The sequence below is a fragment of the Escherichia sp. KCJ4928 genome (assembly GCF_004352695.1).
Taxonomy (GTDB): Bacteria; Pseudomonadota; Gammaproteobacteria; order Enterobacterales; family Enterobacteriaceae; genus ECMA0423.
Map to the genome: position 1 here is coordinate 1 of NZ_SJWV01000103.1, position 14,466 is coordinate 14,466.

A 14,466-nucleotide genomic window follows, 5' to 3' on the forward strand; every position below is an offset into this window, starting at 1 on the left:
TTTTCTGATTTCAGTATTCCCCAATCAGTGTAGTGCCTTTAAACATAACGTGCGTAAATATATTGTCCCCGATCACACTTTTTAGTGAAAAATAAAAAACCATATTAAAAAACTTTCTCTTCCAGAACTTCTCTAACATGTGTTATTATTAACAAAGATAAATGTAAGCAAGGAAACTATCCCAAAGTGAATATTGCGTCACTAAATGGACATTGGAGTGACATATGATTTTATTCGCCGACTATAATACCCCTTATCTTTTCGCTATTTCCTTTGTACTGTTGATCGGCCTTTTAGAAATTTTAGCGCTTATCTGCGGTCACATGCTCTCCGGTGCTCTTGATGCACATCTTGACCATTATGATTCCATAACCACAGGTCATATTAGCCAGGCACTTCATTATCTCAATATCGGAAGATTGCCAGCTCTCGTCGTTCTCTGCTTGCTGGCTGGTTTTTTTGGTCTTATTGGCATCCTGTTGCAGCATGCCTGCATCATGGTCTGGCAATCACCACTGTCGAACCTGTTCGTGGTTCCTGTCAGTTTACTGTTTACGATTATTGCGGTGCATTATACCGGTAAAATAGTTGCGCCCTGGATTCCACGCGACCATAGTTCAGCTATTACAGAAGAAGAATATATTGGTAGCATGGCATTAATTACCGGTCATCAAGCCACTTCAGGCAATCCCTGCGAAGGAAAACTCACCGATCAATTTGGCCAAATACATTATTTACTACTGGAGCCTGAAGAAGGAAAATTTTTCACTAAAGGAGACAAAGTGTTAATTATTTGCCGACTTTCTGCAACGCGATATTTGGCGGAAAACAATCCCTGGCCACAAATATTGTAATTTATTAATCAAAAGGAAATTTAATAATGGATGATATTGTTAATTCTGTGCCCTCCTGGATGTTTACCGCGATTATTGCCGTATGCATTCTGTTTATTATTGGAATTATTTTCGCCAGGCTCTATCGTCGCGCTTCGGCAGAGCAAGCTTTTGTTCGTACTGGTTTAGGTGGGCAAAAAGTGGTGATGAGCGGTGGCGCAATCGTGATGCCGATCTTTCATGAAATAATCCCCATCAATATGAATACTCTGAAGCTGGAAGTCAGCCGCTCAACCATTGATAGCCTGATTACGAAAGATCGTATGCGTGTCGATGTAGTAGTCGCTTTCTTTGTACGGGTAAAACCGTCTGTAGAAGGCATCGCCACTGCGGCGCAGACGTTGGGGCAACGCACGCTATCACCAGAAGACTTACGTATGTTGGTTGAAGATAAATTTGTCGATGCCCTCCGTGCAACAGCTGCACAAATGACCATGCATGAGTTACAGGATACCCGCGAGAACTTCGTGCAGGGAGTACAAAATACTGTCGCAGAAGACCTGTCGAAAAACGGTCTTGAGCTGGAAAGCGTTTCACTTACCAACTTTAACCAGACCTCGAAAGAACATTTCAATCCGAACAATGCCTTTGACGCCGAAGGTTTAACCAAACTGACTCAGGAGACGGAGCGCCGTCGTCGCGAACGTAACGAAGTTGAACAGGATGTAGAAGTTGCGGTGCGTGAGAAAAACCGTGATGCACTTTCGCGCAAGTTGGAGATTGAACAACAAGAAGCGTTTATGACGCTTGAGCAGGAGCAGCAGGTTAAAACCCGTACTGCCGAACAGAATGCACGTATTGCGGCTTTTGAAGCTGAACGTCGTCGTGAAGCAGAGCAGACGCGAATTCTGGCTGAACGACAAATTCAGGAAACGGAGATCGAGCGCGAGCAGGCCGTCCGCTCAAGAAAGGTTGAGGCTGAACGTGAAGTTCGTATTAAAGAGATCGAACAACAGCAGGTCACCGAAATCGCCAACCAGACGAAATCGATCGCTATTGCCGCCAAATCGGAACAACAGTCCCAGGCAGAAGCGCGTGCTAACCTTGCACTCGCAGAAGCAGTAAGTGCGCAACAAAACGTAGAAACCACTCGCCAGACCGCAGAAGCCGATCGTGCTAAACAAGTTGCCCTAATCGCTGCCGCGCAGGATGCAGAAACCAAAGCGGTTGAACTGACCGTGCGGGCGAAAGCAGAAAAAGAAGCCGCAGAGATGCAGGCGGCGGCTATCGTTGAGTTAGCCGAAGCTACACGTAAAAAGGGTCTGGCGGAAGCAGAAGCACAACGTGCGCTGAACGATGCTATCAACGTACTTTCTGATGAACAAACCAGCCTTAAATTCAAACTGGCCTTGTTGCAGGCGCTACCTGCGGTAATAGAAAAATCCGTTGAGCCGATGAAATCTATTGACGGTATCAAGATTATTCAGGTCGATGGTCTGAATCGTGGCAGCGCTGCGGGTGATGCAAACACGGGTAATGTGGGGGGCGGAAACCTGGCGGAACAAGCATTATCAGCCGCTCTCTCTTACCGCACACAGGCACCGCTGATTGACTCCTTGCTCAATGAAATTGGCGTTTCAGGCGGCTCACTGGCGGCATTGACTTCACCCTTAACCTCAACAACTCCCGTCGCCGAAAACGTAGAATAAATTTTCAGCTATGAACGTCCCTGGCACAAAAAGCCGGGGATTTTTTATATCTGCGTTCCGCTAAAAACTGCAAATGATCAGGTCGTTGCAACGTTTTGCGTGACCGCTCGGGGAAGGCAAAACTGCCTCTGGGAAAGCGTTGCGCGAGGTCCGGCGCTCATCAACAATCGGGGAGTCAGCAAAGGGCTGAAACGGGAAAGCCCCTCCCGAGGAAGGGGCCTTACAGAAGGAAAGGGTTATGATGAAGCTCGTCATCATACTGATTGTGTTGTTAATCGTAAGTTTCGCAGCTTATTAACAGCCAATCAGAGGGGGGAGAAATCCTCCCTCACCCTTGTTCCTTTACTTTAGGTTGAAAAAAAATCAGCGTCAAGAAGGTTTCATTAACACATATCCCTGGCCCAAAAAGCCGGGGATTTTTTATATCTGCGTTCCGCTAAAAGGTGCAAATGCTCAGGACGTTGCAGCGTTTTGCGTGACCGCTCGGGGAAGGCAAAACTGCTTCAGGGAAAGCGTTGCGCGGGGTCCGGCGCTCATCAACAATCGGGGAGTCAGCAAGGGGCTGAAACGGGAAAGCCCCTCCCGAGGAAGGGGCCTTATAGAAGGAAAGGGTTATGATGAAGTTCGTCATCATACTGGTTGTGTTGTTACTGTTAAGTTTCCCGACTTACTAACAACTGATCAGAGGGGGGAGAAATCCTCCCTTACCCTTGTTCCTTTACTTTAGGTTGAAAAAACAACAGCGTCAATAGGCCTGCCTGCTACGAAGCGAGATCTGTGAACCGCTTTCCGGTTAGCCTTTTTTATCCTGTTGGATCTTCTTGATGATGTTAGTGGTCGAGCAACCGTCTTCGAAGTTGAGCACCAGCACTTCGCCGCCGTTGGCCCAGACTTCTTTACTCCCGGCGATCTCTTCTGGTTTATAGTCGCCGCCCTTCACCAGTAAATCTGGCAGGATCCCGGCGATCAAGCGCTGCGGCGTGTCTTCTTCAAACGACACCACCCAGTCGACCGCTTCCAGTGCGCCCAGCACAATCATACGCTGTTCGAGCGGGTTAACGGGGCGGGAATCCCCTTTCAGCCGTTTGGTGGAGGCATCGCTGTTCACAGCGACAATCAGACGGTCACCCAGTTTGCGAGCATTTGCCAGATAGGAGACGTGCCCGGCGTGCAGGATGTCAAAGACACCGTTGGTCATTACCACCTTTTCGCCGCGTTTACGCGCTGCCGCTACAGCAAGCTTCAGTTCCTCTTCGGTCATCACACCAAAGCCGGTATCTGCGCGCCCACGCACTGCATTTTCCAGCTCGATCGGCGAAACCGTGGAGGTTCCCAGTTTGCCGACCACCACGCCAGCCGCCGCATTGGCAAAGAAGCAGGCTTCTTCCAGCGAATTACCCGCTGCCAGCGTTGCCGCCAGGACGCCAATCACCGTGTCGCCCGCACCGGTAACGTCATACACTTCCTGCGCCTGGGTTGGCATATGCAGCGGCGCTTTACCCGGTTGCAGCAGCGACATACCCTGTTCGGAACGGGTCACTAACAGAGCCGAGAGTTCGTAATCGGCAATCAGTTTCATGCCGCGCTCAACAATCTCTTCTTCGGTCTTACATTTACCGACAACAGCTTCAAATTCCGAGAGATTCGGCGTTAACAGCGTAGCGCCGCGGTAGCGCTCAAAATCGGTACCTTTTGGATCAATCAGCACCGGAACGCCCGCTTTACGCGCCAGTTGGATCATCTGCTGTACGCTTGCCAGCGCACCTTTGGCGTAGTCAGAAAGCACCAGCGCGCCAATCGAACTCAGCGCCTGATTAATCCGCTCGTGCAGCGGCTGCGGATCAACACCTTCGAAACCTTCTTCAAAATCCAGGCGGATCAGCTGTTGGTTGCGGGAAAGTACCCGTAATTTGGTGATAGTCGGATGCGTCGGTACAGAAACGAAGTCGCATTTGACGTTGACGTCGGCCAGAGATTTACTCAGCGCACGCGCCGCATCGTCAATGCCCGTCAGCCCGACCAGGCGAGCATTGGCACCGAGAGAAGCGATGTTCATTGCCACGTTAGCCGCGCCGCCCGGACGTTCTTCGATGGTATTGACTTTAACCACGGGCACCGGCGCTTCCGGCGAGATACGGCTGGTGGGACCGTACCAGTAACGATCCAGCATCACATCACCAACCACCATCACTCCTGCACGTTCAAACTCTGGCAGCGTTACTTTCATTCCTGTCTCCTGAGAGATTCAAAATTTGCGCGCGATAATACCATACTTCATTCTTCCACCAGCCACTTCTGCCAGCTTGCCCGCACCAGTTCACGCTCTGCGGTGAAGCAATCCTCCGGCACATGGCCCGGCAATTCCTGTAATGCCAGATGATGAAGTTCATCGCGCAGCGTAGTATAAGCACGGGTCAGCGCCATCGCTTCCTGCTCTTCCATAATGTCGTTTTGCGCCAGTAGTTCCAGAATGCGCACGTTGTCTGACCAGCGCGTTAACTTCGGTTTTTCATGAGCGTAGCGCAACACCAGATATTGGGTAATAAATTCGATATCGGTAATTCCGCCTTCATCGGCTTTGATATCAAAGCGATCGCGATGTTTATTGCCGAGATGAGCGCGCATTTTCTCGCGCATTTCCCGCACTTCCGTTTGCAGAGTTTTACCTTCACGCGGCAGCGTCATAATCTCGCGACGCACCGCGTCAAAGTGCGCGGTGAGCTGCGGATCGCCGTACACTACCCGCGCACGCACCAGCGCCTGATGTTCCCACGTCCAGGCCTCGTTTTTCTGATAATCGGCAAATGCTTCTGCGGATGTCACCAGCATTCCCGCGGCCCCGGACGGGCGTAGCCGTGCATCCACTTCATACAAAATGCCGGAAGAGGTACGCGTACTGAACAGATGCATAATGCGTTGCGCCAGACGCAGATAAAACTGTCGCCCGTCGATTTCCCGCTCGCCGTCAGTCATCGCATCCATTGGGCAATCATGGAGGAAGATCAGGTCAAGATCGGAACTGTAGCCTAACTCCCAGCCGCCCAGCTTGCCGTAGCCGACCACCGCAAAACCACGGCCTTCGCGATCGTTGAGGTGATTTGGCTTACCGTAGCGGGCCACCATTTGAACCCACGCCTGCTGAACGACGGCATCTATCATAGCCTCTGCCAGCCAGGTTAAGTGATCGCTCACTTTCATCACCGGTAGCGTACCAGCGATATCCGCTGCGGCGATGCGTAACAGCTGCGCCTGTTTGAACTGACGCAGCGCCTCAAGCTGTTGCTCTTCGTCATCTTCCGGCACGCGCAGCAAATACTGGCGCAACTCATCGCGGTAGGCATCGGTCGCCGTCGGCTGGTAAAGGGTGTTTGGATCGAGCAATTCATCCAGCAATAATGGATAACGCGCCAGTTGGCTGGCAATCATCGGCGACGCGGCACACAGAGAAATCAAATGTTTAAGCGCCGCGGGGAATTCACTTAGCAATTCTAAATAGGTGGTGCGGGTAACAATCCCCACCAGCAAGGCGGTAATGCGCGACAGCGTAACGGCAGCGTCTTCACGCGCACAGACATCACTTAGCAGATGCGGCATCAGATGGTCGAGCACCTGACGTCCTCGCGGCCCGATGGTGCGCTTATCCAGCTCTTTGCGGAAATCGGCAATCAGCGTTAGCACCTGTTTGCGATCATCCTCGCTAAGATGCGCCAGCACTGGCGTAGTGTCATCTTCCTGCAACGCATCCTGCCACAGCTCACGCCACTGTTCCGACAGCGACTCTTCCTGAGTTTCACTTTCGTCGTCGCCAATCAATTCATTAAACACCCGGCGCACATTGGTCATATGTGCGGTCAGCGCCCCGGTCAGTTGCGGCCAGTCAGCAAAGTCCATCGCCCACGCCAGCCGCGCACGGTTAAGCTCATCAGAAGGAAGCGTCTGGGTTTGTTCGTCGTTAATGCTTTGCAGCAGGTTTTCCAGACGCCGCAGGAACAGATACGCCACTCGCAATTGTTCAGCATCGTTTTCAGAAAGCAGATGCAGCGCGGCAATGACGCTGAGCGTTGGCAGTAAAGAGCGCGACTGCAGCGACGGTTCGCGCCCACCGCGAATGAGCTGGAACACCTGAACGATAAATTCAATTTCGCGAATGCCGCCTGCGCCGAGTTTGATATTGTCGGTCAAACCACGTCGACGCACTTCACGGGCAATCATCCCTTTCATGTTGCGCAGCGACTGAATCACGCTGAAATCGATGTAACGACGGAAAACAAACGGGCGCAGCATCGCACGCAACTCGTTAGCATAGACGCCTTCGCTATCGCCCATAATCCGCGCCTTGACCATCGCGTAACGCTCCCAGTCGCGCCCCTGCTCCTGGTAATAATCCTCCAACGCGGCAAAGCTCAGCACCAGCGGGCCACTTTCGCCAAACGGACGCAGCCGCATATCCACGCGATAGACGAAGCCATCCTGCGTTGGTTGATCCAACACTTTAATCAGCCGCTGCCCCATGCGGGTAAAAAACTGCGCGTTATCCAGTTCCCGGCGTCCGCCCTGCGTACAACCATGTTCCGGCCAGGCAAAAATCAGATCGATATCTGAGGAGAAATTCAGTTCCCCACCGCCCAGCTTACCCATGCCTAAAATCAGCAGCGGTTGCGCTTCGCCCTGCGCATTGCACGGCGTTCCCCACTCGCGGCAGCAAGCGTCATACAGCCAGTCACGCGCGGCGACAATCAGCGTCTCCGCCAGATGGCTGAGCTGCTGCAATATGCTCTCTTCAGTAACCAAAGCCAGCGTTTGCGCCCAGGCGATGCGCACCATAATGCGCCGCCGGAATAGCCGCAGCTCGCGCATTAACCCGGCTTCGTCACTCACATTACTGAGCGCCTCCTGCAACCATGCCGCGTAATGCTGCCATTCGTCGGCCTGCGGCGGTTGGCTTTCCAGTTCCGTCAGCCACTCTGGATGCACAATCACGCTGTCCTGCACAAAATCACTAAAAGTAAGTACTGACTTCGCCTGTGCGCTAAGTGATTCCTCGGCTAAAGGCTCTGGCAGCCGCTCAACAACGGTCTGCCAGTACTGCTGTAACGGTGAAGAGAGCGGCTTCATAAGCGATTTTATCCTTGCCTGATTAACGTTTTCCGCTGTGCAACCAGAACGGTTCCTGATTGTTTGCCTCATTACGGAAATGTTCAATTTCAATGCGTTGCCCGGTCGCAATAGCGTGACGCAGCCCCTGCCAGTTCTCCAGCCAGGCTTGCGCGACGACAGGATCATAGTAACCTGCCAGCAGCAGTATTGAGTCAATATCACGCGTCAGGCGTGGCAACTGATCATGGTAGCGATCGCCTAACGGCTGGCAGAAAACGCTTTTCAGTTCAGCGGCATGGCGGGAAAGATGGATATCGGCAAAGCGTTTGAAGGAATCGCTGATTTTACCCTGCGCTTTGGCATCTAAAAACGGCTGCCAGGCTTTGCTTACCAACCATTCGGTCAACGCCAGCTTTGCCATTGCCGTTTCGGTAGAGTAGACCGCCGTCACGGCAGAAACCGCAGAAGCGATGGTCGCTTCGCATTGAGTCAGCAAATCACGTAAGTGAGTGCTCGCTTTACGCGGCACAATGCCACCGAACAGCATCAGTGCATGGCGAACAAGGCCAATGGCTGCCAGCACCTGCTCTTTCGCCGCATCGTTGCCGCGTACCCACAGTTCTTCATGATACTGCCATTGCGCTAACGCCAGCTCGAACGCCGCTTCCAGCCCCTGTTCCACATCGGCTTTTGCCGCAACATGCAAAATGGTGGTCGGTTTGATTTCACGCGCCGGATTGCCCTGCGCCAGATGATAGCCACGCGCCGCTTTGCTCAGGCTGCCCTGGCGTAATCCGGTTTGCGATACCAGTTGGTTCGCCAGTTTCAGCACCGCGCGCGTGTCGCCGCTAAGCAGTTCCAGTTCCAGCTCACAGATAGGTTCAGCAAATTCCCCCGCTTTCACCTCCCCCTGATCGAGAGCGATTTCAATTCGGCTGTCATCGACCGCCACCAGCCATTTTTCGCGATAAAAATCGGTGCTGAACAGCGGTTGTACGCGGGAAGCGAGATCGGCGGGCAATTCGCCGTTCGGCCAGACTTCCGTCGGTAACTGCGCCAGGTCGAGCGTCGGTTCGCTCAACGCCACGTTATATTCCGGGCGCTGGTGTAAGCCGCCTGTCACTCTTCCTGCAACTTTCATGGTCATCTCATAGCGACCGTTTTCGCCACGAATACGTAAGCCCATATCGTGCCCACGCAGCCAGTTATCCGGCGTTTCGTAGTAAATATTCAGCAACTGCACGGGGTCATGGTGCTCGCCGCCCAGCGTATTGAGATGGTCACGCAACGCCTCAACGGCACTGTGATTAACAATAAACTTTAATTCGATTTCCTGAGCCATGGCCTTTACTTATCGGTTATGTCACATAAGTGACGATGAACGGCGAACTTAATGCGATCTTTTTTGTCAGTAGATAGTATTTTGCGCCAAATTGCCATGCAACGGGCAATTTGACGGGCGTAAAAGTTTGAAGCAGTGGCAAGACCTGACACAGAGGATTCCGATTGATGTCGAATGCTTTGCGTAGCGACACTGATGCCACTACTATCGTTCCACTTTCCATGACAATAACGACAGCCTGATGCCAAAATTACGCCTGATCGGATTAACTTTACTCGCACTTAGCGCCACTGCCGTCTCACACGCTGAAGAAACGCGCTATGTTTCTGATGAACTGAATACCTGGGTCCGTAGCGGTCCGGGAGATCATTATCGCCTCGTGGGCACGGTTAACGCCGGCGAGGAAGTGACCTTATTACAAACTGACGCCAACACCAATTATGCCCAGGTGAAAGACAGCTCTGGCCGTACCGCCTGGATCCCGTTGAAACAACTTAGCACTGAGCCAAGCCTGCGCTCCCGTGTGCCAGATCTGGAAAATCAGGTCAAAACCCTGACCGATAAACTCACCAATATCGATAACACCTGGAATCAGCGCACCGCAGAAATGCAGCAAAAAGTGGCGCAGAGCGACAGCGTGATCAACGGATTAAAAGAAGAAAATCAGAAATTGAAAAACGAGCTGATTGTCGCGCAGAAAAAGGTCGATGCCGCCAGCGTACAGTTGGATGACAAACAGCGCACCATCATCATGCAATGGTTTATGTATGGCGGTGGCGTGCTGGGGCTTGGCTTGCTGCTCGGTCTGGTACTGCCACACCTGATCCCAACGCGCAAACGCAAAGATCGCTGGATGAACTAAATCGCCTTCTTCGTTGCACTGTCTTATTATTAGGAATTGTGTATTTGACGAAGGGATGATGGCGTGAAGATTTATCTGGTCGGTGGTGCTGTTCGGGATGCATTGTTAGGGCTACCGGTCAAAGACAGAGATTGGGTGGTGGTCGGCAGTACGCCACAGAAGATGCTCGACGCGGGCTACCAGCAGGTAGGCCGCGATTTTCCTGTGTTTCTGCATCCGCAAACGCATGAAGAGTATGCGCTGGCACGTACCGAACGGAAATCCGGTTCCGGTTACACCGGTTTTACTTGCTATGCCGCACCGGATGTCACGCTGGAAGATGATCTTAAGCGTCGCGATCTGACCATTAATGCGCTGGCCCAGGACGATAACGGCGAGATTATCGACCCGTACAACGGTCTGGGCGATCTGCAAAATCGTCTGTTGCGCCATGTTTCCCCCGCTTTTGGCGAAGATCCGTTACGCGTTCTGCGCGTGGCGCGTTTTGCTGCGCGTTATGCCCACCTCGGTTTTCGTATTGCCGATGAAACTCTGACGCTGATGCGCGAGATGACCCATGCGGGTGAACTGGAACACCTGACGCCTGAACGGGTATGGAAAGAGACGGAAAGCGCCCTCACCACCCGCAATCCACAGGTGTTCTTCCAGGTACTGCGCGATTGTGGCGCACTGCGCGTTTTATTCCCGGAAATTGACGCACTGTTTGGCGTTCCGGCCCCTGCCAGGTGGCATCCGGAAATCGACACGGGTATTCATACCTTAATGACGCTCTCAATGGCGGCGATGCTGAGTCCGCAGGTCGATGTCCGTTTCGCAACTTTATGCCACGATCTCGGTAAAGGACTGACGCCGCCAGAACTTTGGCCGCGTCATCATGGTCACGGTCCGGCGGGTGTGAAATTAGTGGAACAACTCTGCCAGCGTCTGCGCGTGCCAAATGAAATTCGCGATTTAGCCAGACTGGTGGCTGAGTTTCACGATCTCATCCACACCTTCCCAATGCTGAACCCAAAAACTATCGTCAAATTGTTTGATTCCATCGATGCCTGGCGTAAACCGCAGCGTGTCGAGCAACTGGCGCTGACCAGCGAGGCTGACGTGCGCGGCAGAACCGGTTTTGAATCAGCGGACTACCCGCAAGGCCGTTGGTTGCGCGAAGCCTGGGAAGTGGCGCAGTCAGTGCCGACAAAAGCGGTCGTTGAAGCGGGATTTAAAGGTGTGGAGATTCGCGAGGAGCTGACCCGACGGCGGATTGCGGCGATAGCCAGTTGGAAGGAACAACGTTGCCCAAAGCCTGACTGAGTATAAAACTAAACGTTAACACGAACCATCCCCTCGCCCCTTCGGGGAGAGGGTTAGGGTGAGGGGAACAGACCAGCACCGGTGCGAACAATCACCCCCACCCCGGCCCTCTCCCTACAGAGCGAGGGAGAAAACCAGGCCTGCTCCCGAACCTTTTCTCAATCAAAAGAACACGACGTACACCGCAGCCGCCACAATAAAGCGATAAATGGCGAACGGGATAAACGAAATGCGCTTAATCAATTGCAGGAAGGTTTTAATCGCTATCAGCGCCACCACAAAAGCGGTGATAAACCCAACGGCAAACATCGGGATATCGCCGGTTGTCAGGAAGCCCCAGCTTTTGTAGAGATCGAGCGCCGTTGCGCCCATCATCATCGGTACCGCCAGCAGGAACGAGAACTCGGAAGCAGCGTAACGGCTCACGCCCATCAGCATCCCACCTGAAATGGTGGCCCCGGAACGGGAGAAACCCGGCCACAGCGCCAGACACTGGAAACAGCCAATCATAAACGCCTGACGATAGGTCATATCATCAAGACCCGGCGCACGCGGCTCTTTCGGCTTCAGGCATTCGGCGGCAATCAGCAACAAACCGCCAACGACCAGCGCATACATCACATTTATCGGGTTAAACAATGACTTAATCGTGTCGTGGAACAATAGCCCCAGTACCACCGCCGGAATCATCCCCAGCAAAATGTGGATCAGCGTTAAACGACCTTTGCTTTCACCTTCGTGCTGCAACGGGCGGCCAAAGTGGATGCCAATCAGGCCAAACAGACGCCGCCAGAACATCACTACTACCGCCAGAATTGATCCTAACTGGATCACAACTTCAAAGGTTTTCGCCGTGTCGCCCTCAAACCCCAACAAGTGACCGACAATAATCATATGGCCCGTGCTGGATACCGGCAGAAATTCTGTCAATCCTTCGACCACACCCAATATTGCCGCTATCAGCAGCGAGTGCATATCGCTCATCAATAAACCCCTAAATTATTAAAATGTACCGCTTGTCCGAACTACTGCGTATGACCAGGTTATAACCGTTTGGTTTAACAGCTGTAAAATTAATTATTTTCTTTCAGATTATTGCCACGCTCAATGATTACGCCAACATTCGCCGCCCGCGCCACTGCGCCTGGCTTGCTGAGTTTGATACGCACCCACGGCGAGTTGAAGCGTGCTAACAGCAGCTCCGCCACCTCTTCAGCCACGCGTTCCACCAGCGCAAAACGCGCCCCCTCGACGTGGCTGACCACCGTTTCTGCAATGTCAGCGTAACTGAGGCAATCCGCCACATCATCACTTTTCGCCGCTTTACGGTTATCCCATGCCATTTCGATATCGAACACTAACTTCTGTTCGATGGTCTGTTCCCAGTCGTAAACACCAATAGTGGTGATTACCGAAAGTTGCTCTATAAATACAATATCCATCACGTCCTGCCTGCTTTTTGGCTAACCGGATACCACTTCCGGCGAAATGTGCGTATTATCCACAGATTCATCGTTGAACACGAATTTTCAAAACGGAACAGCTTATGAGTGCAATCGCGCCTGGAATGATCCTCATCGCGTACCTCTGCGGCTCCATTTCCAGTGCCATTCTGGTTTGCCGCTTGTGTGGGCTGCCCGATCCGCGAACCAGCGGCTCCGGCAATCCAGGCGCAACCAATGTGTTACGTATCGGTGGCAAGGGAGCAGCCGTAGCAGTACTGATTTTCGACGTTCTGAAAGGAATGTTGCCCGTCTGGGGCGCGTATGAATTAGGTGTCAGCCCCTTCTGGCTAGGCTTAATTGCCATCGCCGCCTGTCTTGGACACATCTGGCCCGTTTTCTTCGGATTTAAAGGAGGAAAAGGCGTTGCTACCGCTTTTGGTGCCATCGCACCCATTGGCTGGGATCTCACCGGAGTAATGGCGGGAACCTGGTTACTGACCGTGCTATTGAGCGGATACTCGTCGCTGGGAGCGATTGTCAGTGCACTGATTGCTCCGTTTTATGTATGGTGGTTTAAGCCACAATTCACCTTCCCGGTTTCGATGCTCTCTTGCCTGATCCTGCTGCGTCATCATGACAACATCCAGCGTCTGTGGCGTCGTCAGGAGACAAAAATCTGGACGAAATTCAAAAGAAAGCGCGAAAAGGATCCCGAGTGATTTCTGGTGGATCTACATGACCTGATAGCCTTCATCGGGCTTGCCCAGCCGTTGCTGGCACCATGCCGCCAGAAATTCCACGCAGACACGTAATTTCATGCTGCGATAGAGCGGCTCCCGGTAAACAGCCCAGATATTGGCGCTTTGTGCATACTCCGGCAATACTTGCACCAGTTTGCCACTCTCCAGAAACGGCAACACATCCCACTCGGAACGCAGCATAATCCCTTTGCCCTCCAGCGCCCATTGCAACACTATCTCGCCGCTATTGGAGGAAAGATGCCCGCTAACCTTCACCGATTTTTTCTCCTGACCGTTCCCCAACTCCCATATTCCGTGGGTCATATCGCGCTCTTTGGTCACCAGACAGTCATGACGACTTAATTCCTGTAATGATTGTGGCTGCGGATATTTTTGCAGATACTCAGGTGCTGCGCATAATATTCTTTTATTTTTCGTTAACAGATGCGCAATATAATAATCAGGAATTTCGTCATTAATACGAATATCCAGATCAATATTATCCTGCACTAAATCAATTTGCCGATCGAACAATTCAAAATGCACCTGTAACTCAGGATAATTGCGCATAAGTTCGGTAATGGCTGGCGCAATATGGCTGCGCCCAAAACCAAAACTGCAACCAATACGAATCATCCCCTCCGGGCGCGTTTTGATTTGCGTGACGTCATCGACCAGTCGCTGATATTGGGTGAGGATTTCCAGCGCATGTTCGTAACAACGTTGGCCACTTTCAGTCAGCGCCACGCCGCGAGCGGAGCGGTTCAGCAGCGTTGTTGCCAGCGTATTTTCAAGGATTTGGATCCGCTTGGTGACAAATGCAGGCGTTTGCCCAAGCGTCGCCGCTGCAGCACTAAAACTCCCGCTGTGGACGATTTCTACCAGTACCTGCAAGTCTTTGGCTAAAGGCCAGCTATTCAGCATCGTTAATTATCCGCAGTTGTGATAAGCGCAGTGTATTTCGCAAAACATTGCCATTCCCTGCTCTGGCGCAATATTCATTCTTATTTTCGCGTTGATTCACGAACTGTTAATTACATATTCACGGTGGCAAAAAATATAAAACCACATTTTTAGTGGTAGTTTGTGGCGGTGAATTTTTCCAGACAAATACAAAAACTGGAGTTGCCATGATG

13 protein-coding genes are annotated in these 14,466 nt (G+C 52.2%); 7 read left to right on the forward strand and 6 right to left on the reverse strand.

Annotated elements, in window-relative coordinates; translation table 11 throughout:
* The first annotated feature begins 224 nt into the window (after nucleotides 1-224).
* The 4 genes from E0D98_RS15075 to ibsE all read left to right on the forward strand — a co-directional run bounded on the left by E0D98_RS15075 (nucleotide 225) and on the right by ibsE (nucleotide 3,216).
* On the forward strand, nucleotides 225-854 hold the full coding sequence (locus tag E0D98_RS15075) for an OB-fold-containig protein (RefSeq protein WP_000599947.1): 630 nt from the start codon (nucleotides 225-227) through the stop codon (nucleotides 852-854).
* A 26-nt stretch (nucleotides 855-880) separates the two neighbouring features.
* The gene (locus E0D98_RS15080) at nucleotides 881-2,542 is read left to right on the forward strand and encodes a flotillin family protein (RefSeq protein WP_000341046.1); all 1,662 of its coding nucleotides are present in this window, start codon (nucleotides 881-883) and stop codon (nucleotides 2,540-2,542) included.
* Between the two features lie 238 nt (nucleotides 2,543-2,780).
* A complete protein-coding gene (locus tag E0D98_RS15085; protein ID WP_100249846.1) occupies nucleotides 2,781-2,840 on the forward strand; it encodes a type I toxin-antitoxin system Ibs family toxin in 60 nt (19 codons plus the stop codon).
* Between the two features lie 316 nt (nucleotides 2,841-3,156).
* Nucleotides 3,157-3,216, forward strand: a complete 60-nt coding sequence (gene ibsE, locus E0D98_RS15090) for a type I toxin-antitoxin system Ibs family toxin (RefSeq protein ID WP_001387082.1) — start codon at nucleotides 3,157-3,159, stop codon at nucleotides 3,214-3,216.
* A gap of 119 nt (nucleotides 3,217-3,335) precedes the next feature.
* Here the strand turns inward: ibsE and hldE are convergent, their stop codons facing one another.
* From hldE to ygiF, 3 genes are read right to left on the reverse strand one after another with little or no spacing between them, the layout of a single operon-like run.
* Nucleotides 3,336-4,769 carry a bifunctional D-glycero-beta-D-manno-heptose-7-phosphate kinase/D-glycero-beta-D-manno-heptose 1-phosphate adenylyltransferase HldE gene (gene hldE, locus E0D98_RS15095; RefSeq protein WP_000869178.1) on the reverse strand — a complete coding sequence of 478 codons (1,434 nt, stop codon included), beginning with the start codon at nucleotides 4,767-4,769 and terminating at the stop codon, nucleotides 3,336-3,338.
* Between the two features lie 47 nt (nucleotides 4,770-4,816).
* Complete coding sequence (glnE, locus tag E0D98_RS15100; RefSeq protein WP_001315860.1) at nucleotides 4,817-7,657, reverse strand: bifunctional [glutamate--ammonia ligase]-adenylyl-L-tyrosine phosphorylase/[glutamate--ammonia-ligase] adenylyltransferase; 2,841 nt, start codon at nucleotides 7,655-7,657, stop codon at nucleotides 4,817-4,819.
* Nucleotides 7,658-7,679: 22 nt separating this feature from the next.
* Nucleotides 7,680-8,981 (reverse strand): inorganic triphosphatase, encoded by a 1,302-nt coding sequence (gene ygiF, locus E0D98_RS15105; protein ID WP_000046264.1) that lies wholly within the window; start codon nucleotides 8,979-8,981, stop codon nucleotides 7,680-7,682.
* A gap of 241 nt (nucleotides 8,982-9,222) precedes the next feature.
* Here ygiF and E0D98_RS15110 point away from each other — a divergent pair, with 241 nt between their 5' ends.
* Together E0D98_RS15110 and cca are read left to right on the forward strand one after the other, a co-directional pair.
* Nucleotides 9,223-9,843 (forward strand): TIGR04211 family SH3 domain-containing protein, encoded by a 621-nt coding sequence (locus tag E0D98_RS15110; protein WP_001125332.1) that lies wholly within the window; start codon nucleotides 9,223-9,225, stop codon nucleotides 9,841-9,843.
* Nucleotides 9,844-9,906: 63 nt separating this feature from the next.
* A complete protein-coding gene (gene cca / locus E0D98_RS15115) occupies nucleotides 9,907-11,145 on the forward strand; it encodes a fused tRNA nucleotidyltransferase/2',3'-cyclic phosphodiesterase/2' nucleotidase/phosphatase Cca (protein WP_050877053.1) in 1,239 nt (412 codons plus the stop codon).
* Nucleotides 11,146-11,307: 162 nt separating this feature from the next.
* Here cca and bacA read toward each other — a convergent pair whose 3' ends face one another.
* Both bacA and folB read right to left on the reverse strand, forming a co-directional pair.
* Nucleotides 11,308-12,129, reverse strand: coding sequence for an undecaprenyl-diphosphate phosphatase (gene bacA, locus E0D98_RS15120; RefSeq protein ID WP_001305111.1), 822 nt, complete (start codon nucleotides 12,127-12,129; stop codon nucleotides 11,308-11,310).
* An 89-nt stretch (nucleotides 12,130-12,218) separates the two neighbouring features.
* On the reverse strand, nucleotides 12,219-12,587 hold the full coding sequence (gene folB / locus E0D98_RS15125) for a bifunctional dihydroneopterin aldolase/7,8-dihydroneopterin epimerase (RefSeq protein WP_001295541.1): 369 nt from the start codon (nucleotides 12,585-12,587) through the stop codon (nucleotides 12,219-12,221).
* A 104-nt stretch (nucleotides 12,588-12,691) separates the two neighbouring features.
* Here folB and plsY point away from each other — a divergent pair, with 104 nt between their 5' ends.
* A complete protein-coding gene (gene plsY / locus E0D98_RS15130; RefSeq protein WP_001272796.1) occupies nucleotides 12,692-13,309 on the forward strand; it encodes a glycerol-3-phosphate 1-O-acyltransferase PlsY in 618 nt (205 codons plus the stop codon).
* A gap of 12 nt (nucleotides 13,310-13,321) precedes the next feature.
* Here the strand turns inward: plsY and ttdR are convergent, their stop codons facing one another.
* Complete coding sequence (ttdR, locus tag E0D98_RS15135; RefSeq protein ID WP_000935206.1) at nucleotides 13,322-14,254, reverse strand: L-tartrate utilization transcriptional activator TtdR; 933 nt, start codon at nucleotides 14,252-14,254, stop codon at nucleotides 13,322-13,324.
* Nucleotides 14,255-14,466: the final 212 nt, after the last annotated feature.

Excerpts from the sequence above, each read along its gene's own strand:
- E0D98_RS15075 (WP_000599947.1), top strand. The coding sequence starts at position 225 with ATGATTTTATTCGCCGACTATAATACCCCTTATCTTTTCGCTATTTCC.
- E0D98_RS15080 (WP_000341046.1), top strand. The coding sequence starts at position 881 with ATGGATGATATTGTTAATTCTGTGCCCTCCTGGATGTTTACCGCGATT.
- hldE (WP_000869178.1), bottom strand. The coding sequence starts at position 4,769 with ATGAAAGTAACGCTGCCAGAGTTTGAACGTGCAGGAGTGATGGTGGTT.
- glnE (WP_001315860.1), bottom strand. The coding sequence starts at position 7,657 with ATGAAGCCGCTCTCTTCACCGTTACAGCAGTACTGGCAGACCGTTGTT.
- ygiF (WP_000046264.1), bottom strand. The coding sequence starts at position 8,981 with ATGGCTCAGGAAATCGAATTAAAGTTTATTGTTAATCACAGTGCCGTT.
- E0D98_RS15110 (WP_001125332.1), top strand. The coding sequence starts at position 9,223 with ATGCCAAAATTACGCCTGATCGGATTAACTTTACTCGCACTTAGCGCC.
- bacA (WP_001305111.1), bottom strand. The coding sequence starts at position 12,129 with ATGAGCGATATGCACTCGCTGCTGATAGCGGCAATATTGGGTGTGGTC.
- folB (WP_001295541.1), bottom strand. The coding sequence starts at position 12,587 with ATGGATATTGTATTTATAGAGCAACTTTCGGTAATCACCACTATTGGT.
- plsY (WP_001272796.1), top strand. The coding sequence starts at position 12,692 with ATGAGTGCAATCGCGCCTGGAATGATCCTCATCGCGTACCTCTGCGGC.
- ttdR (WP_000935206.1), bottom strand. The coding sequence starts at position 14,254 with ATGCTGAATAGCTGGCCTTTAGCCAAAGACTTGCAGGTACTGGTAGAA.